At 60.2% G+C, this 26499-nt stretch carries 29 protein-coding genes; 5 read left to right on the forward strand and 24 right to left on the reverse strand.

All coding sequences use genetic code 11. From position 1 onward, the window contains the following. Positions 1-12 precede the first annotated feature (12 nt). From ACA065_RS23110 to ACA065_RS23160, 11 genes are all read right to left on the reverse strand, one after another. Positions 13-354, reverse strand: coding sequence for a ribonuclease E inhibitor RraB (locus tag ACA065_RS23110; RefSeq protein WP_003193463.1), 342 nt, complete (start codon positions 352-354; stop codon positions 13-15). Positions 355-567: 213 nt separating this feature from the next. Continuing rightward, complete coding sequence (locus ACA065_RS23115; RefSeq protein ID WP_015885396.1) at positions 568-804, reverse strand: hypothetical protein; 237 nt, start codon at positions 802-804, stop codon at positions 568-570. A 103-nt stretch (positions 805-907) separates the two neighbouring features. Next, on the reverse strand, positions 908-1513 hold the full coding sequence (locus tag ACA065_RS23120) for an START domain-containing protein (protein ID WP_497691669.1): 606 nt from the start codon (positions 1511-1513) through the stop codon (positions 908-910). Between the two features lie 41 nt (positions 1514-1554). Next, entirely contained in the window at positions 1555-1809 is a 255-nt protein-coding gene (locus ACA065_RS23125; RefSeq protein WP_497691670.1) for a YkgJ family cysteine cluster protein, read from the reverse strand. Between the two features lie 162 nt (positions 1810-1971). Beyond that, complete coding sequence (locus ACA065_RS23130; RefSeq protein ID WP_497691671.1) at positions 1972-2463, reverse strand: translation initiation factor 2; 492 nt, start codon at positions 2461-2463, stop codon at positions 1972-1974. A 114-nt stretch (positions 2464-2577) separates the two neighbouring features. Next, a complete protein-coding gene (locus ACA065_RS23135; protein ID WP_159959031.1) occupies positions 2578-4020 on the reverse strand; it encodes an aminotransferase-like domain-containing protein in 1443 nt (480 codons plus the stop codon). 252 nt (positions 4021-4272) lie between these two features. After that, the gene (locus ACA065_RS23140) at positions 4273-5088 is read right to left on the reverse strand and encodes an OmpA family protein (RefSeq protein WP_497691672.1); all 816 of its coding nucleotides are present in this window, start codon (positions 5086-5088) and stop codon (positions 4273-4275) included. Continuing rightward, complete coding sequence (locus tag ACA065_RS23145; RefSeq protein ID WP_497691673.1) at positions 5085-5447, reverse strand: DUF4398 domain-containing protein; 363 nt, start codon at positions 5445-5447, stop codon at positions 5085-5087. Before ACA065_RS23145 ends, ACA065_RS23140 begins: the two co-directional genes overlap by 4 nt. Before the next feature lie 9 nt (positions 5448-5456). Beyond that, a complete protein-coding gene (locus ACA065_RS23150; RefSeq protein WP_497691674.1) occupies positions 5457-6266 on the reverse strand; it encodes a substrate-binding periplasmic protein in 810 nt (269 codons plus the stop codon). A gap of 81 nt (positions 6267-6347) precedes the next feature. Beyond that, complete coding sequence (locus ACA065_RS23155; RefSeq protein ID WP_497691675.1) at positions 6348-7277, reverse strand: electron transfer flavoprotein subunit alpha/FixB family protein; 930 nt, start codon at positions 7275-7277, stop codon at positions 6348-6350. A 2-nt stretch (positions 7278-7279) separates the two neighbouring features. Further along, a complete protein-coding gene (locus ACA065_RS23160) occupies positions 7280-8029 on the reverse strand; it encodes an electron transfer flavoprotein subunit beta/FixA family protein (RefSeq protein ID WP_025857810.1) in 750 nt (249 codons plus the stop codon). 531 nt (positions 8030-8560) lie between these two features. Between ACA065_RS23160 and ACA065_RS23165 the strand changes: the two genes are divergently transcribed. Then, complete coding sequence (locus ACA065_RS23165; protein ID WP_497691676.1) at positions 8561-10225, forward strand: electron transfer flavoprotein-ubiquinone oxidoreductase; 1665 nt, start codon at positions 8561-8563, stop codon at positions 10223-10225. A 166-nt stretch (positions 10226-10391) separates the two neighbouring features. Here ACA065_RS23165 and ACA065_RS23170 read toward each other — a convergent pair whose 3' ends face one another. Further along, positions 10392-11282 (reverse strand): AraC family transcriptional regulator, encoded by an 891-nt coding sequence (locus tag ACA065_RS23170; protein WP_497691677.1) that lies wholly within the window; start codon positions 11280-11282, stop codon positions 10392-10394. Positions 11283-11463: 181 nt separating this feature from the next. Here ACA065_RS23170 and ACA065_RS23175 point away from each other — a divergent pair, with 181 nt between their 5' ends. After that, positions 11464-12516 (forward strand): NAD(P)-dependent alcohol dehydrogenase, encoded by a 1053-nt coding sequence (locus ACA065_RS23175; protein ID WP_497691678.1) that lies wholly within the window; start codon positions 11464-11466, stop codon positions 12514-12516. On the opposite strand, the gene ACA065_RS23180 is transcribed toward ACA065_RS23175, so the two are convergent. From ACA065_RS23180 to ACA065_RS23205, 6 genes are all read right to left on the reverse strand, one after another. After that, positions 12517-13320, reverse strand: coding sequence for an IclR family transcriptional regulator (locus ACA065_RS23180; protein WP_497691679.1), 804 nt, complete (start codon positions 13318-13320; stop codon positions 12517-12519). A 194-nt stretch (positions 13321-13514) separates the two neighbouring features. Then, entirely contained in the window at positions 13515-14480 is a 966-nt protein-coding gene (gene araH, locus ACA065_RS23185) for an L-arabinose ABC transporter permease AraH (protein ID WP_497691680.1), read from the reverse strand. Between the two features lie 17 nt (positions 14481-14497). Next, complete coding sequence (araG, locus tag ACA065_RS23190; RefSeq protein WP_497691681.1) at positions 14498-15997, reverse strand: L-arabinose ABC transporter ATP-binding protein AraG; 1500 nt, start codon at positions 15995-15997, stop codon at positions 14498-14500. Continuing rightward, positions 15994-16974, reverse strand: a complete 981-nt coding sequence (locus ACA065_RS23195; RefSeq protein ID WP_497691682.1) for a substrate-binding domain-containing protein — start codon at positions 16972-16974, stop codon at positions 15994-15996. Before ACA065_RS23195 ends, araG begins: the two co-directional genes overlap by 4 nt. Positions 16975-17006: 32 nt before the next feature. Continuing rightward, positions 17007-17828 (reverse strand): SDR family oxidoreductase, encoded by an 822-nt coding sequence (locus ACA065_RS23200; RefSeq protein ID WP_497691683.1) that lies wholly within the window; start codon positions 17826-17828, stop codon positions 17007-17009. Positions 17829-18063: 235 nt separating this feature from the next. After that, positions 18064-18543 (reverse strand): GNAT family N-acetyltransferase, encoded by a 480-nt coding sequence (locus tag ACA065_RS23205; RefSeq protein WP_497691684.1) that lies wholly within the window; start codon positions 18541-18543, stop codon positions 18064-18066. 189 nt (positions 18544-18732) lie between these two features. On the opposite strand from ACA065_RS23205, the gene ACA065_RS23210 reads away from it, so the two are divergent. The 3 genes from ACA065_RS23210 (at position 18733) to ACA065_RS23220 (ending at position 20685) form a co-directional block, all read left to right on the forward strand. After that, a complete protein-coding gene (locus ACA065_RS23210) occupies positions 18733-19929 on the forward strand; it encodes an MFS transporter (RefSeq protein ID WP_497691685.1) in 1197 nt (398 codons plus the stop codon). An 85-nt stretch (positions 19930-20014) separates the two neighbouring features. Next, the gene (locus tag ACA065_RS23215) at positions 20015-20368 is read left to right on the forward strand and encodes a hypothetical protein (protein ID WP_497691686.1); all 354 of its coding nucleotides are present in this window, start codon (positions 20015-20017) and stop codon (positions 20366-20368) included. Between the two features lie 50 nt (positions 20369-20418). Then, positions 20419-20685: a hypothetical protein gene (locus ACA065_RS23220; protein WP_497691687.1), complete on the forward strand. Its 267-nt coding sequence runs from the start codon at positions 20419-20421 to the stop codon at positions 20683-20685. A gap of 140 nt (positions 20686-20825) precedes the next feature. On the opposite strand, the gene ACA065_RS23225 is transcribed toward ACA065_RS23220, so the two are convergent. The 6 genes from ACA065_RS23225 to ACA065_RS23250 all read right to left on the reverse strand — a co-directional run bounded on the left by ACA065_RS23225 (position 20826) and on the right by ACA065_RS23250 (position 26494). Further along, positions 20826-21554, reverse strand: coding sequence for a class I SAM-dependent methyltransferase (locus tag ACA065_RS23225; RefSeq protein ID WP_497691688.1), 729 nt, complete (start codon positions 21552-21554; stop codon positions 20826-20828). A 26-nt stretch (positions 21555-21580) separates the two neighbouring features. Continuing rightward, positions 21581-22498 carry a PfkB family carbohydrate kinase gene (locus ACA065_RS23230; RefSeq protein WP_497691689.1) on the reverse strand — a complete coding sequence of 306 codons (918 nt, stop codon included), beginning with the start codon at positions 22496-22498 and terminating at the stop codon, positions 21581-21583. Further along, the gene (locus tag ACA065_RS23235; RefSeq protein WP_497691690.1) at positions 22491-23957 is read right to left on the reverse strand and encodes a purine-cytosine permease family protein; all 1467 of its coding nucleotides are present in this window, start codon (positions 23955-23957) and stop codon (positions 22491-22493) included. Before ACA065_RS23235 ends, ACA065_RS23230 begins: the two co-directional genes overlap by 8 nt. A gap of 194 nt (positions 23958-24151) precedes the next feature. Continuing rightward, positions 24152-25153 carry an ADP-ribosylglycohydrolase family protein gene (locus tag ACA065_RS23240; protein ID WP_497691691.1) on the reverse strand — a complete coding sequence of 334 codons (1002 nt, stop codon included), beginning with the start codon at positions 25151-25153 and terminating at the stop codon, positions 24152-24154. Beyond that, positions 25150-25863 (reverse strand): GntR family transcriptional regulator, encoded by a 714-nt coding sequence (locus tag ACA065_RS23245; RefSeq protein WP_497691692.1) that lies wholly within the window; start codon positions 25861-25863, stop codon positions 25150-25152. Before ACA065_RS23245 ends, ACA065_RS23240 begins: the two co-directional genes overlap by 4 nt. Positions 25864-25933: 70 nt before the next feature. Then, positions 25934-26494, reverse strand: coding sequence for a DUF1285 domain-containing protein (locus tag ACA065_RS23250; protein ID WP_497691693.1), 561 nt, complete (start codon positions 26492-26494; stop codon positions 25934-25936). Between the last annotated feature and the right edge of the window lie 5 nt (positions 26495-26499).

Below are 26499 nucleotides of genomic sequence, written 5' to 3' on the forward strand. Positions count from 1 at the left end.
ACATGCTGTGAGTTACATGGGTAACCCACGCACCTCCTGTTTGACGCCCCATCCCTCGATGATGCCACCCAAAGGCTCGACCACCGCTTCAAAGTCTTGCTCGAAGTCTCCTATGCCATCGTACGTTGCGAACATGATTTTGCTCAACTCCAGATACCAGGCGCCGTCATCGCGCGCGCTGACCTGGGCATTCAGGGATTCCCCACGAAATCGACCCGCAGCCCTGCGCGCCCGTTCCTCATCCGGGAATATGGCGTAGAACTCAATGGGGTGGAAACGTGAGAAGTCAAAGCCGCCCTCTTTCATGCGGCGCAGTACGTTGGTGCTGATGTCTTCTTGATAGGCTGTGCTCATGAAACGTCCTCCTCAAACTGATGGATAGACTTTCCGTGCTTCCCGAAGACCGCGCCCTGCTGACGCGGGTGCTACGGCAGTTACGACACCGCGGGAAAACAAGCATGTAGCTGACAAGACCAGACCTTAGCGATTCATTCGCTGATCTCCCCTGCAGAGTAGCGCGAAGCTATCACCTCCACCAGAGGGGTTTGGATGGCATACAGGGAATGTTCAGGCGGCGGGCGAGATGTCGAGGATTTGAATGCTGTTCTGGTCTTTGAGGATCTTGACCGTAGGCTCGGGTTTACGCCCCTCAAGGTCATTGAGGTCGAGTTCGGCAGCCACCGGCACCAGCTTGTTACGAATCATGTGCGCCGCATCTTCGAGGCTCGGCTTTTGGTCGCAGGTGAACTGCTCAACGGACTGTACGCCGTGATCATCAACGAAGGTAATCTGCCACTTTTGCATCGGTGCCTCCTCGATAAAACCCGTGTGTGGGCTTACAACTATCTGGACCTTGAGGGCTCGGCAAACGTTCCACTCACGTCCGGAGGCACCGGATCAACTGCGCTTATTTTTCAGCGTGTTCTTTCAAGGCTTTCAAGGTGTTGAACGGCGCGTCCACCACGAACTTGTTGGCCAACCACGACGGCACGCTGCCGCCTGGCTCGGTGTGCACCTGGTAGGTCACTTCGGTCTGGTTGTCGCCTTTTGGCACCAGTTTCCAATAGCCATCTACCTGGGCCACGCGCACGTAGCCTTTTACTTGCGGCTGATAGGTCGGCACTTCCAGCAGTTTACGGGTCACGGTGCCGTCAGCCGCCTTGGAGGTGGTGATCTCAAGGATCGAGTCGCGATCGGTCACAGGGAACGGTGCTTTGAACTGGGTGTAGGTCCAGCTCTTGTCACCTTCAGTCTTGAGCAGTTTTTGCGATTTGCATTCATGGATCCAGGAGCAGGCACCGGCCACATCTTCCTGCAGGGCCTGGATCTTGGCGACCGGCGCCTTGATCACGGTCACACCGCGATACGCCTTGTATTTGGAGCCGGCAATTTCGCTCAAGGACACCTTGATACCGTCTTCGTCCTTGGCAACTTGCCAATCCTCAGCCTGGGCAGTGGCAGCAAACAACACCGTAAAACCGCACAACACAGCCATTCGTTTCAGCGAACCCATTGTCGTATTCCTTATTGTTTAAGTTCCGATAGTAAAGCCCATCAAGCCGCCGTCATCTGCTCCCACCAGCCGATCAACCGGATTGCATCGGCTTGGTCGGTGCCACAGACATCCAAATCTGCCTTGAAATCACTGCACACCGCTGGGCGTTCCGGTTGGCCAAACAGCTGGCATAGCTGTTCGACCGACAGGTGCAGGCAGCGAACGCCGGCAGGTTTGCCATGGGGCATTCCCGGCAACGGTGAACTGATGGAGGGGGCAATGCAGCATGCGCCACAGCCTTCACGGCATTTCATGACCAGCAGGTCCTCGACGACTCAATGTGGATGGCCGGGCTAGAGTACGCCCTTAAACAGCCGTTTTAAAATGGTCTAACAGGGGTTTTTCGCACAAAACAAAAGTGACTGACCAGTCTGCGACAGATGGTCGAGGGCCTGCGTCACCTTTGGGGGGAAGGTTTATTGCTTGAATTCGAAATCCAGCGCGGCGCCTTCCACATCGCGGCGCTCTTCGTTGCGCAATTGCAGCTTCATTTCGTTGCTGAGCAAGCGCCCGTTGATCTGGAACGCGCTGTTGTCGGAAGGCTTTTCATCAAACATCGGCGGGAGCAGCGGCACACTCTTAGGCTTTGGCATGGTGCCGATGGGCTGCAAGTGCCTGACCATGTCAGATGGCAGGGACAGGTCCAACTGTGCCGGTGGCAGTTTGGTCTGGGCCACTTCACGGGCGGATTTGGATTTGCTCGCGATCGGTGCGCGCTTTTTAACGGTGGCGGCTTTCTTCTTGGTAGCCGCGGCTTTTTTAGCGGGGGCCGGCTTCTTCGCGGCAGGCTTCTGCGCAGCACTGGCAGCGGGCTTGTTTTCAGCCACGGGGGTTGCCGCCAGCAGCATGCCGACATTGCACAGGCTTAACAGGCCAATCACCACAGCAGCGCGAAAAATAGAGGTCATATCGCCAACAGCATTTACGGCAGAGGGCCATATGCTCGCTTTTTGTGCGCGGCCTGACAAGTCTGGTGAATAGCCAGCTATCGGTTCTGTCCCCTTTACACGCCACAACCAGCGCTACAAAAGGCCCGCGGCAGTCTCCTGACACAACTGGCTGGCCAGCATGCCCAAGGTCATCAGCGCCCGCTCTGCCTCGCGGTTCCACGGCGTACCGCAATTGAGGCGAATACAGTGGTTGAACTGTTCCGTATTACTGAAGATCACCCCCGGTGCAATGCTGATGCCCTGCTGCAGTGCGCGCACGTGCAGTTCCTGGGTATTGACCCGCCCAGGCAAACTGACCCACAAGATGAAGCCGCCGGTGGGGCGCGTCATCTGTGTGCCCTCCGGGAAATACTGCTGCACCGCCAATTGGAAGGCGCTGAGGTTCTTGCGATATTCCTGGCGGATGTAGCGCAAGTGGCGGTCGTAGCCACCGTTTTCCAGGTACGCGGCAACCCCCATCTGGGTGACGCTGCAGGCCGAGTGGGTGCTGAACATCTGCAGCCGCTGGATTTCCTGCTGGTACTTGCCGGCGATCATCCAACCGATGCGCACGCCGGGGGACAGGGTCTTGGAAAAGCTCGAGCAGTAGATCACTCGGTCCAGGCGGTCGTAGGCTTTCAGGGCCTTGGTGCGGCCCAGCTCGAACATCAGTTCGCCGTAGATATCGTCCTCGACGATCTGGATATCGAAGTCCGAGGCCAGGCGCAGTAACTGTTTCTGGCGCTCCTCGGGCATGGTGGCGCCCAGGGGATTGCTCAGGCGCGTGGTCAGCACCAAGGCCTTGATCGACCATTGGTTGGCCGCCAGTTGCAGGGCCTCAAGGCTCATGCCGGTGGACGGGTCGCTGGGGATCTCGATGACTTTGAGGCCCAGCAAGTCGGCCAGTTGCAGCAAGCCGTAATAGGTCGGTGATTCGGCGGCGATCAGGTCACCTGGGCGGGTCAGCACGCGCAACGACATCTGCAACGCATCGACACAGCCGTGGGTGATCACCACTTCGGAGGGATCCACCACCACACCGGCGTCGCGCATGCGAATCGCCACTTGGCGGCGCAGCGGCTCAAAACCGGGGCTGAACATGTAACTGAATGCCCGTGGGCTCTGGAAGCGCGTGACCTTGGCCAATTGCTGGTGCAGCGCACGTACTGGGAGGTAATCCACACTCGGCACGGCGGCGCCCAGCGGGAACACGCCTTCGCGGCGTGACTCGACCAATACTTGCTGGATGATGCTGCTGCGGGTGACCAACCCCGGGCGCTCAACCCGTGCGATGTCCGGCGTCGGTGCGGTAAGTGCCGGCGTCTGGTGCACGTAATAGCCCGACTGCGGCCGCGCCCTGATCAGCCCCTGGTCTTCCAGGTTGGCGTAGGCCTGCAACACCGTGGCGTGGCTGACGTTGAGCTGGGAGCTCATCTTGCGCACCGAGGGCACACGCTCACCGGGTTGATAGACACCACGACGGATGTCTTCAGCCAGTTGCTGGGCGATACGTTGGTAGAGCAACAGATTGGTCATGACGCAGCACTCGATTTCACGGGTATTTTATTTTTGTGTGAAACATACCGGCACAGTTTAGAAGTGTACGGGGACAGTTGCGAGAATAGTCGAGCGCGGGCGGCAGTGATAGAAAAAACTGTAAGGGTGTACCCCGAACAAAAATGTGGGAGCGGGCTTGCTCGCGAATGCGGTGTGTCAGCCACTAAAATGTTGACTGACACACCGCATTCGCGAGCAAGCCCGCTCCCACAGGTTGATCTGCGGCAGGCGTTAGCGCGCGGCGCCTAGCTGGCCCTTCTCATCGGAGAACACAATTTCCACCCGACGGTTCTGCGCGCGGCCACGCTCGGAGGCGTTGGCTTCGACCGGGTACTGGTCGCCATAGCCTTCGACCTGGATACGTTTTTCGTCGATCCCCAGGTCCATCAGCACATCGGCCACCGATTGCGCGCGGTCGCGGGACAGCTTGAGGTTTTCCTGCTCGCCACCGGTGTTGTCGGTATAGCCCTCGATACGCACGACGCGCTTGGGGTTCAGTTGCAGGAACTGGACGATTTTCAGCACCGTGCGGTTGGCCGAGTTTTCCAGTTCCGCCTCACCGGTGTCGAACAGCACATCGCCCAAGGTCATCACCAGGCCGCGATTGGTCTGGGTGGTGGTCAGGCTGGCGATTTGCTCTTCAAGCCACTTGCCCTGTTGCTGCACGCTGGCCAGTTTGTTTTCACGCAGGGCCAATTGCAGGCGTTGGCGCTCCAGTTCGAGCTTGCTGCCGCGCTCTGCGTTGAGCCCCTGTTCGGTGTGTTCGCGCGCAATCGCACTGTAACGCTGGCTCAGGTAGGCGTAATGCACCACGTCGGCGCTGCTGCCCCAGTAGCTGGACAAGCGATCGGCGCGGGCCAGGGATTCACCGGCGCGAATTACATCCTTGGGCGCGAAGCGCAGCACATTGGCGTCTTCCTTGACCTGCTGGAAGTCAGTGCCTGCCTGTTGCAAGGCCTGCTCGCTGTTCGGTTGGCTGGCGCAACCACCCAAGGCGGCGCTGCTCAGCAGCAACACGCAGCTCAAACCACGGATCATCGGGCTCATTGGGCTTCTCCCAACTGCAATTGCTTGCGCAGGCGGGTGATGCGCGTGTTGAGCACGTTCAGTTGTTCCTGGCTTTTGCGGGTCAGAATCTTGGCTTCGGCGAGGCGCGCGTCCAGTTCGGCCTGTTCGGCGCGCATGCGTGCATGCTTGTAGGACTCATCGGCCATGTTGGCCTTGGCCCTGGCGAACTTGTCTTCGGCCAGTTTCAGTTCTGGCGAATCGTCGGCGCTGGCACCCACGGCGCTGGCTTGTTCCAAGGCTTGCTGGGTGAGGCGTATTTGTTCATTCGGCGCAGGATCGGCTGCACATCCCGCCAAAGCGACAACGGCGAGGGCCGCGAAAAGAGGTCGAATAGTCACTGTAAATCCTTACTTTGCTGGGGTGCCGACGGGTTGCTGCAATTGCGCTTTCCAGCGCTCGAGGTTGCGCTGCATCGCTGCCTGCACCAGACCGGACGCGGGCAATTCTGTCATCTTTTTGGCGAGCTGTCCGCGCAGCCACGGATCATTACAGGCGGAGTTATGGGAAATCGCCAGGTACAGGCCGGGCTGATCGACGGGGACTTCGCGTGCGATCAGGTCGTTGCTCATACCCAGAGTCTGGGCCATGGCCATGCCCGAATAACGCCCAGCGAGCACGTAGTCCACTTCCCCCAGCAGTAGTTTCTGAAAGGCCGGCGTCAAGGTGGGCAAGCGTTGCAGGCTGAGCTGCTGGCCGGCGAAGGTGTCGAAGGCAGCACTCAAGCGTGCGCGCTCCGAGACCGCACCCTTATGGCCGTGCAGGTCGGCGGCCGTGGTGTAGACCAGCGTCGAATCCTTGCGGGTCCAGACCAGATAGTCGATCTGCATCAGCGCTGGGTGGATGTAATCGAGGGTTTCCAGCTCGCCCAGGTTCAGCGGTGCATCGGCGAGAATGTCCATGCGCCCGCTGCGCACTTCATCCAGGGCCAGGGAGCGTTTGCCGCCGTAGAGCAGGTCGATTTTCAGCCCCAGGTCCTTGCCCACTTGTTGCAACACATCAGCGGTGGCGCCGATCAGGTGGGTCGGGTCTTGAGGGTCGCGCCACAACAAGGGCGGTGCGTCCGGGCTGCCGGTGATCACCAGGCGCTCACATTTGCCGGCGGCCAGCGCCAGGCTTGGCAGCAGCGACAAGGCCAACAATGCGTGACGCAGATCCATGGCGGTTTCTCCAGGTTAAAAAAGGCGCGCAAAAAAAAGCCCGGTCCTAAGACCGGGCTCTTTATAAGTGAAGCGGCTGGATTAGACCAGCTTCTCCAACTCAGGTACGGCTTCGAACAAGTCCGCGACCAGGCCGTAATCAGCCACCTGGAAGATCGGCGCTTCTTCGTCCTTGTTGATCGCAACGATCACTTTGGAGTCTTTCATACCGGCCAAGTGCTGGATCGCGCCGGAGATACCGACGGCGATGTACAGCTGTGGCGCAACGATTTTGCCGGTCTGGCCGACCTGCATGTCGTTGGGTACAAAACCTGCGTCAACGGCCGCGCGAGAAGCGCCGACCGCAGCGCCCAGCTTGTCGGCCAGGGCGTACAGGTGCTTGAAGTTGTCACCGTTCTGCATGCCACGCCCGCCCGAGACGACGATCTTGGCAGCGGTCAGCTCAGGACGATCCGACTTGGCCAGCTCTTCGCCAACAAAGCTGGAAGTGCCAGCGTCGTGGGCAGCAGAGACGGCTTCAACGGCAGCCGAACCGCCTTCAGCAGCAACCGGATCGAAACCGGTGGCACGTACGGTGATGACTTTTACCGACGCGTTGGACTGTACGGTGGCGATGGCGTTACCGGCGTAGATCGGGCGCTTGAAGGTATCAGCGCTTTCAACCGAGATGATCTCGGAGATCTGGTCAACGTCCAGCTGCGCGGCAACGCGTGGCAGGATGTTTTTGCCGTTGGACGTGGCGGCAGCCAGGATGTGGCTGTAGCCCGCACCCAGCTCTGCAACCAGCGGGGCAACGTTTTCCGGCAGTTGGTGAGCGTAGGCCGCGTTATCGGCGACCAGTACCTTGCTCACGCCAGCGATTTTTGCAGCGGCTTCAGCCACGGCGCCAACGTTTTGGCCAGCGACCAGAACGTGGATATCACCACCGATTTTAGCGGCGGCGGCGACAGTGTTCAGGGTGGCCGGGGCCACAACCTTGTTGTCGTGTTCTGCGATTACCAAGATAGTCATGGTTAGATTACCTTCGCTTCGTTTTTCAGTTTCTCGACCAGTTCAGCCACCGACTTGACCTTGATGCCTGCGCTGCGTGCAGCCGGCGCTTCAACTTTCACGGTCTTGTTGGTGGAGGCGGTGGAAACGCCCAAAGCTTCTGGAGTAACCGACTCAAGCGGCTTCTTCTTGGCTTTCATGATGTTTGGCAGGGACGCGTAGCGCGGCTCGTTCAAACGCAGGTCGGTGGTGACGATGGCCGGCAGTTTCAGGGAAACTGTTTGTGCGCCGCCGTCGATTTCACGGGTTACAGCTACGCTGTCGCCGCTCACTTCGACTTTGGAGGCGAAGGTGCCCTGGCCGTAACCGGTCAGCGCAGCCAGCATCTGGCCAGTCTGGTTGTTGTCGCTGTCGATGGCTTGTTTGCCAAGGATCACCAGTTGAGGCTGTTCCTTGTCGACAACAGCTTTGAGCAACTTGGCCACGGCCAGGGAGGTCAGCTCTTCAGCGGACTCAACCAGGATGGCGCGGTCGGCGCCCAGTGCCAGGGCGGTACGCAGCTGCTCTTGAGCAGTGGCAGGGCCGATGGAAACCACGACGATTTCAGTCGCCACGCCTTTCTCTTTCAGGCGTACGGCTTCTTCCACAGCGATTTCGCAGAAAGGGTTCATCGACATCTTGACGTTAGCGAGGTCGACGCCGGAATTGTCCGCCTTGACGCGAACTTTCACGTTGTAATCGACAACGCGTTTGACAGCTACAAGAACCTTCATGGATTCCTCGTTACTCTCCGGTGAAAAGAAAGTCGCCTAGGCGAACCTGGCGGTTGATGCTCATCGGCACACAAGGGCACCTCCAAAAACCTCGGCGTGTGACACAGCGATGGGGAAGTGATGACCGTTCGTCAGTGGTGACTGAGAGGTCATTCTTTATCGCGGCGTGTAAACTGCGCGCCATCAATGAAACGCGCGTCACCTGTTTTGCCGTTGCTCTGCTTTTGGACGTGCTCTTGAAACCTGCGGTATGCCTACGGTATGCGCAAAACCGACCGTATATTGACCGGAACGCCTATTCTGGTCAATACGCCAAAATAGCCAGTCATAAGCCGCGTCTCTGTGATTTACCTAGCCTGCGGGCAATTCAAACAAACGTTTGTATTGGACGCTGACAGTGGTGTAGATATAATGCGCCACCTAGAGAGAAAGGTGGGTCATCTGTGCTGCGAATGCAGCGCTGACGGACACAACACCGAACCTCCACCCATTAGAAAAAAAGCCTGTTGAGCCTTGAGTAGGAGATAGCCTGTGGAACGCGAATACATGGAATTCGACGTGGTCATCGTCGGCGCTGGCCCGGCAGGCCTGTCTGCCGCCTGCCGACTGAAGCAGAAGGCCGCCGAAGCCGGTAAAGAAATCAGCGTCTGCGTGGTCGAGAAAGGCTCCGAAGTCGGCGCACATATCCTCTCCGGCGCGGTGTTTGAACCACGCGCCCTGAACGAACTGTTCCCGGACTGGAAAGCACTCGGCGCCCCGCTCAACACCCCCGTGGTGCGCGATGACATCTATGTACTGCGCAGCGCCGACACCTCCACCAAGGTTCCCGACTTCTTTGTGCCCAAGACCATGCACAACGAAGGCAACTACATCATCTCCCTGGGCAACCTGTGCCGCTGGCTGGCCCAGCAGGCTGAAAACCTGGGCGTGGAAGTCTACCCAGGCTTCGCCGCCCAGGAAGCATTGTTCGACGAAAACGGCGTGGTGCGCGGGATCATCACCGGCGACCTCGGCGTCGACCGTGAAGGCAATCCGAAAGAAGGCGTCTACACCCCAGGCATGGAACTGCGCGGCAAGTACACGCTGTTCGCCGAAGGTTGCCGTGGCCATATCGGCAAACAACTGATCCAGCGCTTTAACCTGGACAGCGACGCCGACGCCCAGCATTACGGCATCGGCCTGAAAGAAATCTGGGAAATCGACCCCGCCAAGCACCAACCTGGCCTGGTGGTACACACCGCCGGCTGGCCGCTGGACATCATGAGCAACGAGAACACCGGCGGTTCTTTCCTGTATCACCTGGAAAACAACCAAGTGGTCGTGGGCCTGATCGTCGACCTGTCCTACAGCAACACCTTCCTGTCGCCGTTCGACGAGTTCCAGCGCCTCAAGCATCACCCGGTGCTGGCCCAGTACCTGGAAGGCGGCAAGCGCATCAGCTACGGCGCGCGCGCCCTGGCCAAAGGCGGCATCAACTCGCTGCCGAAGATGGTGTTCAAGGGCGGTGCATTGATCGGCTGCGACCTGGGCACCATGAACGTGGCCAAGATCAAGGGCAGCCACACCGCGATGAAATCCGGCATGCTCGCCGCCGACGCCGTGGCCGAGCGCCTGTTCGCCGACTCCGAAGGCGGCGACGAGCTGACCAACTACGTCGACGGCTTCAAAGCCAGCTGGCTCTACGAAGAGCTGTTCGCCAGCCGTAACTTCGGCCCGGCGATGCACAAGTTTGGCCCGATCATCGGCGCTGGCTTCAACTGGTTTGACCAGAATATCCTCGGCGGCAAAATGCCGTTTACCTTGCACGACACCAAGCCGGATTACGCCTGCCTGAAGCTCGCCAAGGACAGCAAGAAAATCGATTACCCCAAACCCGACGGCAAGCTGAGCTTCGACAAGCTCAGCTCGGTGTTCATCTCCGGCACCAACCACGAAGAAGAACAGCCGTGCCACCTGAAGTTGAAAGACCCAAGCATCCCGATCGGCACCAACCTGCCGCTCTACGATGAACCGGCGCAGCGCTACTGCCCGGCCGGCGTGTATGAAGTGATCACCCAGGAAGACGGCGAGAAGCGCTTCCAGATCAACGCCCAGAACTGCGTGCACTGCAAGACCTGTGACATCAAGGACCCTTCGCAGAACATCACCTGGGTGACGCCGGAAGGCGCGGGTGGGCCGACTTACCCGAATATGTAAGTCAGCTGAGGCTCCCAAATGGGAGCCTTTTTTATGGGCAACACAAATCAAATGTGGGAGCGGGCTTGCTCGCGAAGGCGGTGGGGCAGTTAATACATTCATCAACTGACAGACCGCTTTCGCGAGCAAGCCCGCTCCCACATTGACCGAGTTGTATCAACAGAATCTAGGCAACGCGCTCTTCGCCTGGGTTGCGCAGGAAGTAGCGTTTGTACTCGCGACTGAACTGCGACGTACTCTGATACCCCACATTGTGCGCCGCCTGGGCCACGCCCATGCCCTCCACCAGCAGTAACTGCTGGGCCTTGAGCAAGCGCAAACGCTTTAAATACTGCACCGGCGACAACAATGTGCAGCGCTTGAAGTGCTCATGAAACGTCGACGCACTCATGTGCGCATAACCGGCCAGCGTCTCGATATTCAGCGGCTCGGCGTAATGGGCGTGCAGGTGATTCAACGACGTGGCAATGCGCGAAAACTGCCCCTGTTGTTCCACCAAGGCACGCAGCACATCGGCCTGCGGCCCGCGCAAGGCGGTGAATAACAATTCACGCACCCGCGCCGGGCCCATGATCCGGCTTTCCAGTGGATCGTGCAGGCACTGCAACAGCCGCTCGACGCAGCCGCGCATGGCGTCATCCAACACCACCGAGCTCATCGACTCCAGGGTTTGCGCGGCCGGTGGTGGCCCTGCCTGAATGCCCATGGCCATGACCAATTCGCCCAACACCACGCGGTCAATGCCGACCGTCACGCCATACAGCGGCGCATTCGGCAGGGCAAACGTCTCGCACTCAAACGGCACCGGCATCGCCTGAATCAAGTAATGCCCGGCGCCATACTCCAGCGTACGCGGGCCCAGGTACGCGACTTTGCTGCCCTGGGCGACGATCATCAGGCTCGGCTCATAGATCTGCGGCCCGCGCGCCACGTCGCAACTGGCGCGCAAGACCTGCACACCGGGAAGGTTGGTTGGCGAAAAACCGTCGCAGGGCGTAAGCCCTTTTATCAAGGCCACCAGCGTGGCATTGGCGTCGAGATGGCGGGTCAACAGCATGGCAAAAAACTTCGCAAAAAGGGCATGAGAACATCATCGCAGGTCTGAGGGCCCATGAATCCAAACACAGGGCACTGCCGGACGAATAGGCATGAGACTCGTAGCAATCGCCATGGCCGCCTCCGGGCCTGGCGCGCAGAATGCGCCGCCTCCCTAGTTATTCCTGCTGCGAGGTTTTTTCATGTATACCGCCATCGGTTATGCCGCCCAGTCGCCGACCACTCCCCTCGCCCCCATGTCCTTCGAGCGCCGCAGCCCGCGCGCCGATGACGTGGCCATCGAGATTCTCTACTGCGGCGTGTGCCACTCCGACATTCACCAGGCACGCAACGAATGGGGCATTGCCGTGTACCCGCTGATGCCGGGCCACGAGATCGTCGGCAAAGTCACTGCCGTCGGCGCCAGCGTCACCGCGCACAAAGTCGGCGACCTGGTCGGCGTGGGCTGCATGGTTGATTCGTGCCGCCACTGCGACGCCTGCCACGCGGACCTTGAGCAATACTGCCTCGAAGGCCCGACCATGACCTACGCCACCCCCGACCGGGTTGACGGCAGCAACACCATGGGCGGCTACTCCGACAGCATCGTGGTCAGCGAGCACTTTGTGGTGAAGATCCCCGCCAAGCTCGACCTGGCCAGCGCCGCGCCGATCCTGTGTGCCGGCATCACCACCTACTCGCCGCTCAAGCACTACGGCGTAAAGGCTGGCGATAAAGTCGGCGTGCTGGGCATGGGCGGCCTGGGCCACATGGGCATCAAGTTTGCCAAAGCGATGGGCGCAGAAGTCACGCTGTTCACCCGCTCCGCGAGCAAGGCAGAAGAAGGCCGTCGCCAGGGCGCCGATCACGTGATCGTGTCCACTGACGCCGAACAAATGAAAGCCGCCGCCGGGCACTTCGACTTCCTGCTGGACACCATTCCGGTGCAGCACGACCTGAACCCCTACCTCGACGTGCTGCGCTTTGACGGCGTGCATATCCTGGTCGGCTTGATCGAGCCGGTCGATCCGCCGGTCAACGCCGCCAAGCTGGTGATGGGGCGTAAAGTGCTGGCCGGCTCCTTGATCGGCGGCATTGCCGAAACCCAGGAAGTCCTGGATTTCTGCGCCGAGCATGGCATCACCTGCGACATCGAAATGCTCGACATCCGCCAGATCAACGAGGCTTACGCCCGCATGATCGCCGGTGATGTGAAGTACCGCTTTGTCATCGACATGGCGACCTTGAAGGCCTGATCAGGCTTTCGCGCCCAACTCCGCTGACAGCCGCGCTGCAACCTGTTTGATCACAGGGATCAGCTCGGCCATTTTTTCCAGCGGCATGTAGGGCACGGTACTGGCGATGCTGATGCCGGCGACGATTCGCCGGCTGGCATCGCGCACCGGTGCCGCCACGCAACGGATCGACGGTTCGTTGTCTTCCAGATCGAACGCATAACCACCCACCACGTATTCATGCATGCGCTGCTCGAACTGCGCCCAGGATTGCTCCGGGTGCTGCGGCCATTGCTGGCTCTTGCCACCGGCCGGCAAGCTGGCCTCATACAGGCGCTGCCACTCCTGCGCCGAATCATCCAGCAACATCGCCTTGCCTACACCGGTACGTGCCAACGGCATGCGATGGCCGACCCGCGAGCGCATTTCCGGGCCGTTGCGGCCAGGGTTCTTGTGCAGGTACAGCACGTCGTCGTATTCGCGAATGGCCAGGTGGATAGTGTCGCCAGTCAGCGCCGACAGTTCATCCAGATACGGAATGGCCAAGGTCACCAACGGCAGCTCTTCACGGGCCTGGAAGCCCAGCTCGATCAGCTTGGGCCCCAATAGATAACCAACTTGCGGCACCACACGCAGGTAACGCTCTTCCACCAGGCAACTGGCCAGGCGGTGGGTGGTGCTGCGGGTGGTGCCGATGCGCCGGGCGATCTCTTTCAAGTCGCGCGCACCGGCCGCCACCGCTTGCACCACGCCCAGGCCACGCAACAGGGTCTGGGTGCCGGTGGGCGCGGCGTCTTTGACGGGGATGTGGGCGTTTTCCTGCATATCGGGCCTATTGGGAAGTACGAAAACGGCGCCATTATGGCAAATAGCGAACCTCAATACAGTGGAGATCCAACTGTGGGAGCGGGCTTGCTCGCGAATACGGTGTGTCAGTTAACACATCTATTTCTGATACACCGCATTCGCGAGCAAGCCCGCTCCCACATTGGATTTTCAATGTTGTTGAGACCGGGTTTCTAACGTTGCTTCATGCGGTCGATAATCACCGCCAGCAACAGGATCGAACCGCGGATCACGTACTGGTAGAAGGTGTCGATGTTCTTCAGGTTCATCGCGTTCTCGATGATCGCCAAAATCAGCACACCCGCAATCACATGGCGGATCATGCCGATGCCGCCGCTCAGCGACACACCGCCCAACACACAAGCAGAAATCACTGTGAGCTCAAAGCCCTGCCCAATCATCGGCTGGCCCGAGGTCATGCGCGAGGCGAGGATCACCCCGGCCAAGGCACCGATCAAACCGTGCACGGCAAAGATGATGATCTTGGTGCGATCAACGTTCACCCCAGCCAGCAACGCCGCTTCCTGGTTACCGCCGATGGCCATGGTGTTGCGCCCGTAGGTGGTGTAGTTGAGCAGCCAACCGAAGAACACAAAACACAGCACGGTGATGATGATCGGCACCGGCACGCCCATCAGTTGGCCGTTACCGAACACAAAGAAGCGCTCGTCCATCACCCCGACGGCCTTGCCGTTGGAGAAGATGTAGGCCAGGCCACGCACGATCTGCATGGTCGCCAAGGTCGCGATCAACGCATTGATGCGCAGCTTGGCGATCACAATGCCGTTGATCAGCCCCACCACCAGGCCCATGGCCAACGCCGCCGAGACGCCGAGCACCATGCTGTCGGTGTCGCGAATCACAATCCCCGCCACCACGCCGGCACAGGCAATCACCGAGCCCACCGACAAGTCGAAGTGCCCCGACGCCAGGCAGAACAGCATGGTGCAGGCGGCAATGCCGACCGTGGAAATCGCCAGGCCGAGGCCACGCATGTTCAGCGGCGAAAGGAAGTTGTCGATAAACAACGCGCTGAGCACAAAGATGCTCAACGCGGCGAGCAGCATCACCCAATCATCCAGAAACTTGCGTTGGTTGAAACCCGGCCAGAAGCTTTTTGCAGTTTTCATTTGCGACATCATTCACCTCGAATTCTTCAAGCCCGCGTACGCGGAAGTGCCAGTTGCAATAGCTGTGCTTCGTCCGCTTGATCGCGGTTCAACTCGCCGGTCAGCACGCCTTCGCTCATCACCAGGATGCGGTCGGAGATGCCCATCACTTCCATCAGGTCGCTGGACACCACGATCACCGCAATGCCACTGGCCGCCAGGTTGTGGATGATCTGATAGATCTCCGACTTGGCGCCGATGTCGATGCCCCGCGTCGGTTCATCGAGCAGCAGCACCTTCATCGGCATCGACAGCCAGCGGCCGAGAATGGCCTTCTGCTGGTTGCCGCCGGACAGGTACATGATTTTCTGTTCCGCGTTCGGCGTTTTGACTTTCATCGCTTTGATTTGCTGGTCGGCGTTGCCCTGCTCCCAACTCTCACGCAATAACCAGCCAAACGTGGAATGGGCGCCGCGTGCACTGATATTGATGTTCTCAGCCACGCTGGAGAGCGCAATGATGCCTTCCTTTTTACGGTCTTCGGGGCAGAGCAGCACGCCCGCCGCAATGGCATCGCGGGGTGAACGCAGTTGCAGGTTTTCACCACACAGTTGCAGCTGCCCGGCGGTGGAACGCGTCAACCCGCTCAGCAACCGAAACAACTCGGTACGCCCGGCGCCGACCAAGCCAAACAAGCCGAGAATCTCGCCTTTGTGCACCTGCAAGCTGACCGCTTCACGCAGGCCAGGGCCAAGCAACCCCTCGACCTTGAGCGCCACCTCGCCGCGTTCGCGCGGGCGGTAGTCGTAGATATCCAGAATGTCGCGGCCGACCATGCACGTCACCAATTGGTCGTGGGTCAGCGTGGCCATGTCGTCAAAGGTGCGCACAAAACGGCCGTCCTTGAACACCGTCACCGCGTCGCAGATACGGAACACTTCCTCCATACGGTGCGACACGTACAGCACCACTTTGCCCTCGTCGCGCAGGCGCGTGATGATCGCCATCAAGCGGTCGATTTCGCGCGCCGACAAACTGCTGGTGGGTTCGTCGAAGGCAATCACATGCGCGCCACGCGACAGCGCCTTGGCGATTTCCACCAGCTGACGCTGGCCCAGGGACAGCCGCCCGAGTTTTTCCTGCGGGTCGATCTCATCGGCCAGGCCTTTGAGACACGCCAGCGCCTGCTTGCGCAGCAGGCCGCCATTGACCACGCCGAAACGCGACGGCAAGTGCCCCAGGAACAGGTTCTCGGCCACGGTCATTTCCGGCACCAGGTGCAACTCTTGGTGAATCACTGCGACGCCGTTGGCAATGCTGTCGGCGGCGGACTTGAAGTCCATGGTTTGCTCGCCGATCTGCACTGTGCCGCTGCTCGGAATGTAGGCGCCGCCGAGGATTTTCAGCAGCGTCGACTTGCCCGCGCCGTTCTCGCCCATCAGCGCGTGCACCGAATGCGGCCGCGCTTCAAAGCTGATCTGCGCCAAGGCTTTGACCCCGGGGAATTCCTTGCCGATGCCGTTGAAGCGCAAGGCCGCGCCGGTCATTTCCACAGACCGATTTTGCTCAACTCTTCCTTGAAGTTGGCGCGAGTGATCAGGGTCACGTTATCCAGCGCGGTGAACTTCGCCGGCTCAGTGCCTTTAGTCACCCACTCGAACATCGCGGTGGCGGTTTTGTAGCCCGAGGCATCAGGGCTCAGCAGCATCGAGCCGTAGAAGCCGGTATCAGCCTTCTTGAGTTCTTCGATGGCGTCGGTGCCGTTGATGCCGACACCGATCACGTTGGCCGCCTTGAACCCAGCGCTTTCAGTGGCGCGTACGCCGCCCAATACGGTGCTGTCGTTCATGCCGCCGATGATCAGGTTTTTCGCGGTGCCCGGCAGTTTCACCAGCGCCGAGTTGGTGGAATCCATGCTGCCCGGCACGTCGAGGGTTTTCTGTGCGCTGAACAGGATGTGGTCGGCGGGCAGGCCAGCAGCCTTCAAGCCTTCTACCGAACCGTCGGTGCGTTTCTTGCCGGTTTCCAGCTCGTCAAAGGTGTTGATGACGGCGTAGGTTTCCTTCCAGTCCCAGTTGCGATGCTTGGCTTCGGCGGCCATGGCTTCGCCCTGTTTCTGGCCGATCTTGTAGGCATCGAGGCCAACGTATGGCACGTCCTCCATGGGCTTGCCCTTGGCGTCGACGAAACGGTCGTCGACTGCCAGCACTTTCAACCCATTGAGCTTGGCCTTGGCCATGATTGCAGGGCCCAGGGACACGTCCGGCGGGCAGATTACAAAGCCTTTGGCGCCGTTGGCGGCGAGGGTGTCGATGGCCGAGAGGGTTTTCTCGCCATCCGGCACGGCGATCTTGATCACGGTGAAGCCTTGGTCCTTGCCCGCTTTTTCAGCAAACGCCCATTCGGTCTGGAACCAAGGTTCTTCGGCCTGTTTGACCAGGAAGCCAATCTTTACTTCTTCGGCAGAGACGAAGCCGCTGAAGGCCATCGCAAGCGCCAGGGTACCTAGTGTTTTTTTGAGCATGAACCACCTCCTTCTTGTTATTGGAAAACGATTTAGTCGTGGTACATCACAGAACGCCCGCCATCGATCATCAGGCAGGTGGCATTGATAAAGGGCGCCTCGTCAGTCGCCAAAAACAGCGCCGTCATCGCCACCTCGACCGGCTGACCGATGCGCTTGGGCGGGTGCAGGTCAAACGCGCGTTGGCGCTCGGCGTGAGGGTCGGGGAAGCCGTTCCAGTAGTCGACGTTGAGCTGGGTTTCGATATAGCCCGGCGCGATGGCATTCACGCGGATGCCCTTGGGCGCGTATTCGATGCCCAGAGCGCGGGTCAGCCCGAGCAGGCCGTGCTTGGCGACGGGATAGGGAAAGCAGCCGGGAATGATGTGGCTGGAATGGGTGGAGGCGATGTTGATGATGTTGCCGATGCCCTGTTCAATCATGTGCGGCAGCACTGTGCGGCAACCGAACCAGGCGCCGTCGAGGTCGATGGCGAAGCAACGACGCCAGTCTTCGTCGGTCATTTCCAGCGGGTCGCGGAACACATTGACCCCAGCACAGTTGACCAGTACATCCACGCGACCAAAGCGCTCGATGGCCAGGTTGACCAGCGACTGCCATTGCTCTTTAGAGGTGATATCGACGGGTTGCGCGACGATCTGGGCACCGCGTTCGCGCCAATGGGCGGCGACTTTCTCGACCTTTTCAGCCTGGATATCCGCGATCACCAGACGTGCCTGCTGGGCCTGGAAGCAGGCGACGATTGCCTCGCCAATGCCTTGGGCGGCGCCGGTGATGATCACTACTTTGTTTTTCAGCCGCTCGCCGTAGGTTGGCTCGGGCACAGCGGGTAATGACAACGGTTGGGGCTGCATCGCTTCACCTGTTTTATTTTTGGTAGTGAGTGCTGATGCTGCCGACTATAAACCCATCATTTGAAATATCTCAATATATAAATTTGCATCCCATATTGTGAAACAAAGCACAAAAAATGTGGGAGCGGGCTTGCTCGCGAATACGGCATGTCAGTCAATAAATCATTGGCTGAACTACCGCATTCGCGAGCAAGCCCGCTCCCACATTTGATCTTCAGTGTTTTAGAAGGGTGACTCAGCCGACGGCGAAATCGCGCAGCGCGTCGCCTTCCATGCGGTAACGCACCCACTCTTCCTGCGGCTGCGCGCCGATGGACTTGTAGAAGGCAATCGCCGGCTCATTCCAGTCCAGCACGCTCCACTCGAAACGCCCGCAACCGTTGTCGCAGGCGATCTTTGCCAGGTGGCGCAGCAACTTCTTGCCCGCCCCGCCGCCGCGTTGCTCGGGGTTGATGTAGAGGTCTTCGAGGTACAGGCAGTTGCTGCCCAGCCACGTGGAGTAGCTGAAAAAGAACACGGCAAAGCCGATCGGCAAACCATCCCGTGAACAGATCAGCCCATGGGCGGTGGCGCCCTCGCTGAACAGACTGCGCTCGATATCCACCACACTGGCGATCACTTCATGCCGGGCTTTTTCGTACTCGGCAAGCTCGGTGATGAACGTCAGGATCTGCGCAGCATCGCTGGGCACGGCGGGGCGAATCTCGATGGTCATGGGCGGGCCTTGGGCAATTTCAAAGGCCACATACTAAGGCGCTTTGATGACTGATTGCAGTGCAATTTCGCGGGGACCAGCACGTTTTACTCCGTCGAACAGTAACCCGAGCACCACTAACCACAGAACTATCCGCTTGGCCACGCATGGTAAACAGAGGGCATAAATCCAACGATTCGAGACTTGCTCATGCACACCCCGTCTACGGTAGGCGCGAAGACCTTCGCGCTGTTCTGCCTCGCCAGCTTCCTGCTATCACTGTCCTACGGCTCGACGTTTCTGCTGTCGCTGCTGATTCATTCGCGCGGCGGTAATGAGCACGACGCCGGCAGTGTGATCTCCATGGCGATGCTCAGCACCTTCGTGGCGGTGGTGTTCTCCGGGCATTTAGCCGATGCATTGGGCGCCGCACGGGCAATCGCGAGCATGGGCGTATTGCTGGTGGTGGCCTGCCTGGGTTTTGCACTGATGCCAGGGTTCGGCCAAGGCTTGATGCTGTTCGGGCTGGCCTTAGGGTTGGGCTGGGGCGTGTTCTACACCTTGGGGCCGATCATCGTGAGCCTGCTGGTGGCGCCCCAGCAGCGGGCCAAATACTTTGCATTGCTGTCGGGCAGCATGTTGAGCGGGATCGGTTCTGGCCCTTTGCTCGGGCGAGCCGCCAGTGCGCTGGACCTGCCCCTGACCACAGCGTTTTATATCGCCGCGCTGGCCAGCCTCGCCGGGGTGGTGATGTTCTGGCGCATGGGCACCCAACTCAGGCAACACGCAAATACGCCGGCCTCGAGGATCTCCTGGGCTGCCAGCCGACGCGTGCTGTCATCCAAGGCGGGGTTTGCCATCTTGATGGTCGGCCTGGGCGGGTGTGTGTTTGGCGGTCTTTCGTCGTTCCAAACCAGCTACGCGGCCGCGCATGGGCTGGACTATTCGCTGTTCTTCGCCGGGTTCCTGAGTGCGGCGATCACCAGCCGCTTGTTGATTGCCGGCCACGTGGTCAAGCGTGACGCCTACTGGGCGGCCTGTGTGTTGTCCGGGGTGATGCTTGGGGCCGTCGCGCTGTTTGCGTTTGGCGTGAGCGGCAACCTCAGTTACTTGCTGGCAGCTGCCACGCTGGGCGTGGGTTATGGCCTGACGTACTCGGTGATCAATGGGCTGGTGGCCAACGAAGCACCGGCCGGCACCACGCCCCAAGCGTTGCTGCTGTTCAGCCTGGCGTACTTTGTCGGCGTGTTCGGGTTTCCCTGGTTGGCGGGCAAGATCATCGTCGACAACGGCCTGCCCACACTGCTGGCGATTGTAGTGGGCGTGGCACTGTTGAATTGGCTGATTACCGTGGCGCGACTGGTAGGGCGCAGCGTCTCGGCACACAAAATCTTACAGGTGCATTAAGACCGTTCGTCGCCATCAAGGCACGAACCACAAACGGGGGCGGACCAATAAAGGGTAAGGACATTAATCATATGGAGACACCCTCATGAAGAATTCCAAGTTTGCCGCCCTCGCCCTCACCGGTCTGTTGTCTGCCGCCTCGCTGAACGCGTTTGCTGCCACCTCGTCCACCGGCAAGACTGACCCGGTCGGCACCCCGCCAAGCCCTGCCACGCAGGAATCTCAGAAATCGATGGGCACCGGCCTCGACACCAATGGTGGCGCAATCATCGACAACAGCGCCGGCGCTGACCCACGCACACAGGGCAACGACACCCAACGCCAAGCACCGGCAGCCGTCGGTAACGGCAAGATGGGCCCCGGCATCAACAATGAGCCGAAGGTCAACAAAGGCGACGACTCCAACATCCCAGGTGCACCGAAACAACCCGCGCCTTGATGCATCAATTGCCACACAACACCCGATCATTTCCCAGTGAAGAGGTACGCATGAACGTCGATAGAAAACTTGAGAAAGAAGTCCTCACCCGCTTGCTGCACGCTCACCCGAACGGGTTGGGTAAGGAGGTGCTGGATAACTACCGCGGCGAAAAGGAGGTGGCCAGTGTCTTGGCGTTCCTGCAGGACCGTGGGTTTATCAAGGATGGGCATGTGACCACCGACGACGCCGGTGAATATTCGTTGAGCCTGCCGATCAAGCTGACCGCGTCCGGCGTTGACGAGGCGCGCAAGCTCGACGGCGAACGCGCGCAGTAAAAGCTGGCTAAAACGAAGATCCAAATGTGGGAGCGGGCTTGCTCGCGAATACGCAGTTTCAGTCGACATTTCAGTGACTGATCTACCGCATTCGCGAGCAAGCCCGCTCCCACATTTTTGTTCGGTGTACATCCTGGAAATCAGCGCTGAGCTGAAACCAGCAGCATCATTGGGCGCTCTTGCTCTTCGGACAATTCTGGCCGAGCTTTCAGGTCCGCTTCGCTTGGCCCCCACTCCTCAACATGTCTGAGCGTAAACCCCGCCTGGATCAACAGATTAAGCAACGTGCCCAGCGTGCGGTGCTGCTTGATCACGCCCTTGGCCAGCCAGTTCGTTACCCGTGGGCCTTCCAGTTGATAGCCATCTACAGGCCAGCTCTTGCGCCCCTGATCATCCACCAACCAACCCGGATTACGCGGCGCCATGAAGATCGGGTGCTCGATGGAAAACACCAGGCGCCCGCCCGGCACCAGCGCTTGGTGAATTCGCGCGAACAGGCCTTTAAGGTCGACGATGTAATGGAAAGCCAACGAGCTGTAGGCCAGATCGAATGCACCCGTTGATAAGTCGAGCTGTTCCAGGTCGGCCATCGCATACGTGATGGTCGGCGCGGTGGTCATCTCGGTGGCCCGCGCCAACATCTTCTGTGACACATCCAAGCCGAGCACCTGTGCAGCGCCCTGCTCCTGGGCCCAGCGGCTGAACCAGCCGTAGCCACAGCCCAGGTCCACCACCTTCAAGCCACGCATCGGCGGCAGCAGTGCCTGCAACGCAGGCCACTCCGGCGCACCGGCCAGGCCTTCGACCGAGCGGCCCATTTTGCTGTAGCCCTCGAAGAAGGCAGGTGTGTCGTAGATATTCTGGGTCATGGGGCCGCTCCGTACTCAATAGCCGCCTATTCTGCCAACAACGCATCCACTTCGTCAGTACCGGGTGACGTCGCCGGCCCCCAGCGCGTAACCGCCAGCGCAGCGGCCGCATTCGCGCGGCGTGCCGCAGCCGCGGGTTTCAAGCCCTTGGCCAACCCCGCAAGAAACACACCGGCATGGGCATCGCCCGCGCCGTTACTGTCCACGGCGGTCACCTTGAAGCCCGGCACATGCTCGGCCTGGCCTTGGCAACTGACCCAGCAGCCGTTCGGCCCATCGCGCACCACCAGCAGTGAATCTACAGGCAGGTGGCGATTGAGTTCGAGCAATGCCTGGGCCAGCGTCCCGGCGCCGGTAAACGCCAGGGCTTCCGGGCCGTTGCTGGTCCAGATATCGATGCGCGGCAGCAAGGCGACCATCAGTGGCGAATCCGGCGCCTTGACCAGCGGCCCCGGGTCGAACACCACGGTGATTTCACGCGGCAGCGCCAGCAGCCAATCGAGCAACGCCTGGGCCTTGCCTTCGAGCAACAGGCTGTAGCCGCTGACGTACACATAGTCGTCCGCACGCGGCACGACACTGGCCAAATCCTCGGCGCTCAAATCCCCTTCAGCGCCTATATGCGAAATGAACGTGCGCTCGGTGGTGGCCTCGGTCAGCGACACGCATAAACCCGTGTCCTTGCCGTCGCTGGCTGCTTGGGCCATCTCCACGCCTTCGGCTTGCATCGCCGCGCGGGCCAAGTCACCAAAGCGCCCGTGGCCATGGCGGCCGAGGTACACCACCGGCAAACCATTGCGCCGGGCAGCAGCCATGACGTTAAAACCACCGCCGGCTTCAAAGCTGGCGGATTGCGCCAGCACGTCGCCGCCAGTCGCAGGCAAGGTGTCGAGGGCCATGACCAGGTCGACGATGACCTGGCCGGTGTGCAGCAATCTAGACATTAGGGCGCTCTACTAAAGCCGGACGACGGTCAGCTGCGCCGCCCAGTACCGCATAAATCCCACCGGCCACCAGGAAGGTGACAATCCAGCCCAGACCGTTGTGGCCCAGCCAGGAGTCGGACAAAGGCCCGGCGAACCAGATATTTTCGGCCGTGGTGCCGATGGTGGTGAAGCTGAAGCCCAGCACAATCGCCACCGCCCAGGCGCCGAATGCACGCCACTCCACGCCGCCGCGATACCAATAGGCACTGCTTGGGCTCACGTCCAGCAAGTCCTTGGCGCTGTAGTAGTGACGGTGAATCAGGTCCACCACGAAGATCCCGACCCACGCGGTAATCGGCACCGCCAGCAGCGAGATGAAGGTGATGAACGGGCCGTAGAAACTGTCGGCAATCAACATGAAGTAAATCGAACCGGCGAAGATCGCCACGATGTCGACGATCACCGCGTGCACGCGCTTGACCTTCAAGCCGAGGGTCAAGGTGGTGAGACCCGCCGAGTACACCGAGAGGTTATTCGACAGCAGCAACCCACCAAACGCCGTGATCAGGTACGGCACGGCCATCCAGGTCGGCAGCATGTCGCGGATTGCGATGATCGGGTCCGTGGCCGAGGCCAGGTCGTTGTTGCCCACCGACAGCAGGCCGCCGAGGGTGATCAGCAGGACCAGCGGAATCCCCGCGCCAAACGCAGCGGATGCCACCAGGCGCACGGCCTTGACGCTGCGGTGCTGGTAGCGCGACATGTCAGCCCCGGCGTTGGCCCAGCCGATACCGGTGCCGGCGGCCATGGTGCCGACGCCGATGATCATTGCGCTCAGCGGCGCCGGGGTGGCGTTGAACACCGCGCTCCAGTCGATGGTGGCGCAGAGGAAGCCGCCGACCAGGATATTCAAGCCGCCAAATACGTAGGTGGCCCACTTCTGGATCACCAACAAGGTCGCGTGGCCGAGGCCGGATACGGCCAGGGTCAGCAATACGAAAATGGCGATGAAGATCAGCGTCAGCACCGGTGCGCTTTTCGCCTCGACCGGCGAATGAAACAGGATCGAACACAATGACAGCAGCACGAAGGCGGCGGTGGTGGTGTTGACGGTTTCCCAGCCCAGGCGCGACATCAGAGACACGATGGTCGGGCCGATATTGCCGCGCACGCCGAAGATCGCGCGCGACAGGGTCAAGCTCGGTGCACGCCCGCGACGGCCGGCAATCGAGATGATGCCTACCACCGCGAAAGAGCCGGCGGCGCCGAGAATGGCGACGATGATCGCCTGCCAGATCGCCAGGCCACGAAACGCCACGAGGGTTGCGCCGAGCGGCAAGCCGAGGATGCTGATATTGGCCGCGAACCACACCCAGAACAGCTGCAGCGGGTGGCCGTTGCACTCGCCTTCAGGGACCGGTTCGATACCGCGTGTTTCCAATTGCCCGGCACTTTGGCCGGAAGAAGTGGTGCTCATGAGGGGTGCTCCTGGTGCCTGTATTGTTGTGGTTGTGGCAGATGCTTAAAGCTTTAATCGGTCGTCCTGACTCAAACACGATTTAATGTGGGAGCTGGCTTGCCTGCGATAGCGGTCATCCAGTTAACAAACTCAGTGACTGAACCACCGCTATCGCAGGCAAGCCAGCTCCCACATTTTTTGATTTGCGGTGCTTAGCGAAGATCAAGCAACCCGTGAACAAGTGGCTGCAAATCCAGGCCATTGACCTGCTTGACCTGCTCAATCATCGCTTCAGGCCAGCACTGCATGCCCAAACACGCACCGAGCATGGCGCCGAGAATCGCGGCGATGGTGTCGGTGTCGCCGCCAAGGCTGGCGGCCAGGCACAAGGCCTCGAAAGCATTCATCGCACCCACCGCCACTTGCTGTGCGAGGGCAAACGACACCACCACCGATTCCTGGGACGCGACTGAGGTGCCGATCAATTCGTACAGCAGGTCGGCAAACAGGGCTTTGTCACCGCTGCCGACGCTCAAGGTCCGCGCCCAACTGATGCGCGTGGAGATGCGCCCACCGGCAATCCAGTGACCATGGCTTTCGGCCTGCTGGGCAAGCTGGGTGCCGATGTTCAGCGCCTCGCCCAGGTCCACGCCGTTGATGCCGGCCGAAACCACGGCCGCAACGGCCGCCGCGCTGGCGATCCCCAGCGAGGTGTTATGGGTAACTTGGCAGGCCTGGATCACCGCCTGGATAAACGGCGCCGGGTCGCTGACATCGGCGGCGATCCCAACAGGCGTAATGCGCATGGCGGCACCATTGGTAGTGCCGTAGCGCCCGGATTCCTCCGGGGTATGGCCGGCGAGAATCATGTCGATGGCGCGCTTGGTCGATGGCCCGAGCAAATCCTGGGAGCCCTTGGCGCGCATCACGGCTTCCCAGTCGATCAGGCGCTGGGCGAGCACCGTCGGTTCGATCTTGCCTTGGCCTTCTACCAGCAACTCGCCGACCAGGATCGCCTGTTCAGTGTCATCGGTAATGGAGCCGGCGGGCATGCTCGGCGCGATGGGCTGGTCGGCGTCGGCATCTTCCAGCGCGGTGATGGCACCGAAGCGCTTTTGTACCTGCTCGCGGCTCAGGGACTGTGTGGGCATGCCTAATGCGTCGCCCAGAGCCAGGCCGTAAAAGGCACCGAGGGCGCGGTTTTGCGCGGTCATTTTGAAGCTCCAAACTGCAGGTGCAGGCGAAAGTGCAGAGGGTCGAGCAAACTTTCGACGTACTCCATGAAACGCTCGCGGCGGTCGTAGGTGGTGCGCGAGGCCTTGAGAAACACCGTACCGGCTGGGCGACCGAGCAGCTCGGCGTCTGCATCGCTCAACGGCTCGGCGCCGATCCATTGGTCACCTTCGGCGCCGATGTAGCCGTAGGCGGCCAGCGTGATGGTCAGGGAATTGTCGATCAGGCCGACGCGGGGCAGGCTTTCCAGGCTACCGATGGCAGGCATCAGCGAGCGCTCCAGGGACACCGCAGTGCCATCCGTGGTGCGGCGACGGCGGTCAAGGGCGATGAACTGGTCGCTGCCGAAACGGCTGAGGAGGTCGGGGCGGGTCACGGCTTCCAGGCGCAGGATGTCGGTGGTCACCCGCGCGCCGGAGTCGGCCAAGGCCTGGGCCCAGCCGCTGCGTTGGTCGAGCACTATGCCGTCAAAGGTGACGATGGAGCCTACACCGCTCTGGGTGGCGATGTAGTTACGGCGTTTGAGCTCAGCCAGGGCTTCGCGCAAGGTGCCACGGCTGACCGCGAACTCCTCGGCCAGTTGATGCTCGCCCGGCAACAGGAAACCGTCGGCCATCACCCCATCCTCGATACGGCGGATGAGCTCGTCGACGACGCGTTTTTTCTTATCAAATCGGACATGTCTAATCATGTACAAATTGATAACCGAAAGCGCCCAATTACAGCAAGCGAATTATTTCAGAAAGATGAAAAGGCTGGCCTCAGGGCTCCAGGCCAATGCGGAAAAACTCCCCGCCGCTCCATACGCCCAGCCAGTTTTGACCATTGATCGGACGGCTGACCGCCAGTTCGACCAATTGGTAAAACACATTGCGATGCACGAGGGCTTCGAGGTTGGTGCGCACCCGCAGATAAGGCGCAGGTTCCTGGGTGACCGGGTCAATGACTACCCGCAACGGGTGTTCGAGGCCGGCCTCGATCTGATCATCAACATTGGTGGTAAAACGCAGCACCTGGTTTTCGCCCTGCCCCTCCACTTCCAGGGTTACGGCGACAAACGGCGCGTCATCGACGCTGATGCCGACTTTTTCCACGGGAGTGATCAAGAAATAATCATCGCCATCGCGGCGGATGATGTTGGAAAACAGTTTGACCATCGGCTTACGCCCGATTGGCGTGCCCTGATAGAACCAAGTGCCGTCGCGGGCGATGCGCATGTCGATATTGCCGCAAAAATCCGGGTTCCACAGATGCACCGGCGCCGGCCCCTTGCCCTTGGGCAGTTGCGCCAACAGATCGTTGGCCTTGGCGGTATCGGTCATGGAAA

The organism is Pseudomonas sp. LBUM1640 (assembly GCF_059716225.1).

Coding starts and splice junctions, on each gene's coding strand:
- ACA065_RS23195 (WP_497691682.1), bottom strand. CDS start 16,974: ATGCTCAAAAAAACACTAGGTACCCTGGCGCTTGCGATGGCCTTCAGC.
- araG (WP_497691681.1), bottom strand. CDS start 15,997: ATGACCGGCGCGGCCTTGCGCTTCAACGGCATCGGCAAGGAATTCCCC.
- ACA065_RS23245 (WP_497691692.1), bottom strand. CDS start 25,863: ATGATTAGACATGTCCGATTTGATAAGAAAAAACGCGTCGTCGACGAG.
- ACA065_RS23160 (WP_025857810.1), bottom strand. CDS start 8,029: ATGAAGGTTCTTGTAGCTGTCAAACGCGTTGTCGATTACAACGTGAAA.
- ACA065_RS23140 (WP_497691672.1), bottom strand. CDS start 5,088: ATGAGCCCGATGATCCGTGGTTTGAGCTGCGTGTTGCTGCTGAGCAGC.
- ACA065_RS23210 (WP_497691685.1), top strand. CDS start 18,733: ATGCACACCCCGTCTACGGTAGGCGCGAAGACCTTCGCGCTGTTCTGC.
- ACA065_RS23225 (WP_497691688.1), bottom strand. CDS start 21,554: ATGACCCAGAATATCTACGACACACCTGCCTTCTTCGAGGGCTACAGC.
- araH (WP_497691680.1), bottom strand. CDS start 14,480: ATGTCGCAAATGAAAACTGCAAAAAGCTTCTGGCCGGGTTTCAACCAA.
- ACA065_RS23240 (WP_497691691.1), bottom strand. CDS start 25,153: ATGACCGCGCAAAACCGCGCCCTCGGTGCCTTTTACGGCCTGGCTCTG.
- ACA065_RS23125 (WP_497691670.1), bottom strand. CDS start 1,809: ATGAAATGCCGTGAAGGCTGTGGCGCATGCTGCATTGCCCCCTCCATC.
- ACA065_RS23110 (WP_003193463.1), bottom strand. CDS start 354: ATGAGCACAGCCTATCAAGAAGACATCAGCACCAACGTACTGCGCCGC.
- ACA065_RS23215 (WP_497691686.1), top strand. CDS start 20,015: ATGAAGAATTCCAAGTTTGCCGCCCTCGCCCTCACCGGTCTGTTGTCT.
- ACA065_RS23250 (WP_497691693.1), bottom strand. CDS start 26,494: ATGACCGATACCGCCAAGGCCAACGATCTGTTGGCGCAACTGCCCAAG.
- ACA065_RS23150 (WP_497691674.1), bottom strand. CDS start 6,266: ATGGATCTGCGTCACGCATTGTTGGCCTTGTCGCTGCTGCCAAGCCTG.
- ACA065_RS23180 (WP_497691679.1), bottom strand. CDS start 13,320: ATGCAGGAAAACGCCCACATCCCCGTCAAAGACGCCGCGCCCACCGGC.
- ACA065_RS23230 (WP_497691689.1), bottom strand. CDS start 22,498: ATGTCTAGATTGCTGCACACCGGCCAGGTCATCGTCGACCTGGTCATG.
- ACA065_RS23170 (WP_497691677.1), bottom strand. CDS start 11,282: ATGCTGTTGACCCGCCATCTCGACGCCAATGCCACGCTGGTGGCCTTG.
- ACA065_RS23135 (WP_159959031.1), bottom strand. CDS start 4,020: ATGACCAATCTGTTGCTCTACCAACGTATCGCCCAGCAACTGGCTGAA.
- ACA065_RS23175 (WP_497691678.1), top strand. CDS start 11,464: ATGTATACCGCCATCGGTTATGCCGCCCAGTCGCCGACCACTCCCCTC.
- ACA065_RS23130 (WP_497691671.1), bottom strand. CDS start 2,463: ATGACCTCTATTTTTCGCGCTGCTGTGGTGATTGGCCTGTTAAGCCTG.
- ACA065_RS23235 (WP_497691690.1), bottom strand. CDS start 23,957: ATGAGCACCACTTCTTCCGGCCAAAGTGCCGGGCAATTGGAAACACGC.
- ACA065_RS23200 (WP_497691683.1), bottom strand. CDS start 17,828: ATGCAGCCCCAACCGTTGTCATTACCCGCTGTGCCCGAGCCAACCTAC.
- ACA065_RS23120 (WP_497691669.1), bottom strand. CDS start 1,513: ATGGGTTCGCTGAAACGAATGGCTGTGTTGTGCGGTTTTACGGTGTTG.
- ACA065_RS23115 (WP_015885396.1), bottom strand. CDS start 804: ATGCAAAAGTGGCAGATTACCTTCGTTGATGATCACGGCGTACAGTCC.
- ACA065_RS23155 (WP_497691675.1), bottom strand. CDS start 7,277: ATGACTATCTTGGTAATCGCAGAACACGACAACAAGGTTGTGGCCCCG.
- ACA065_RS23220 (WP_497691687.1), top strand. CDS start 20,419: ATGAACGTCGATAGAAAACTTGAGAAAGAAGTCCTCACCCGCTTGCTG.
- ACA065_RS23205 (WP_497691684.1), bottom strand. CDS start 18,543: ATGACCATCGAGATTCGCCCCGCCGTGCCCAGCGATGCTGCGCAGATC.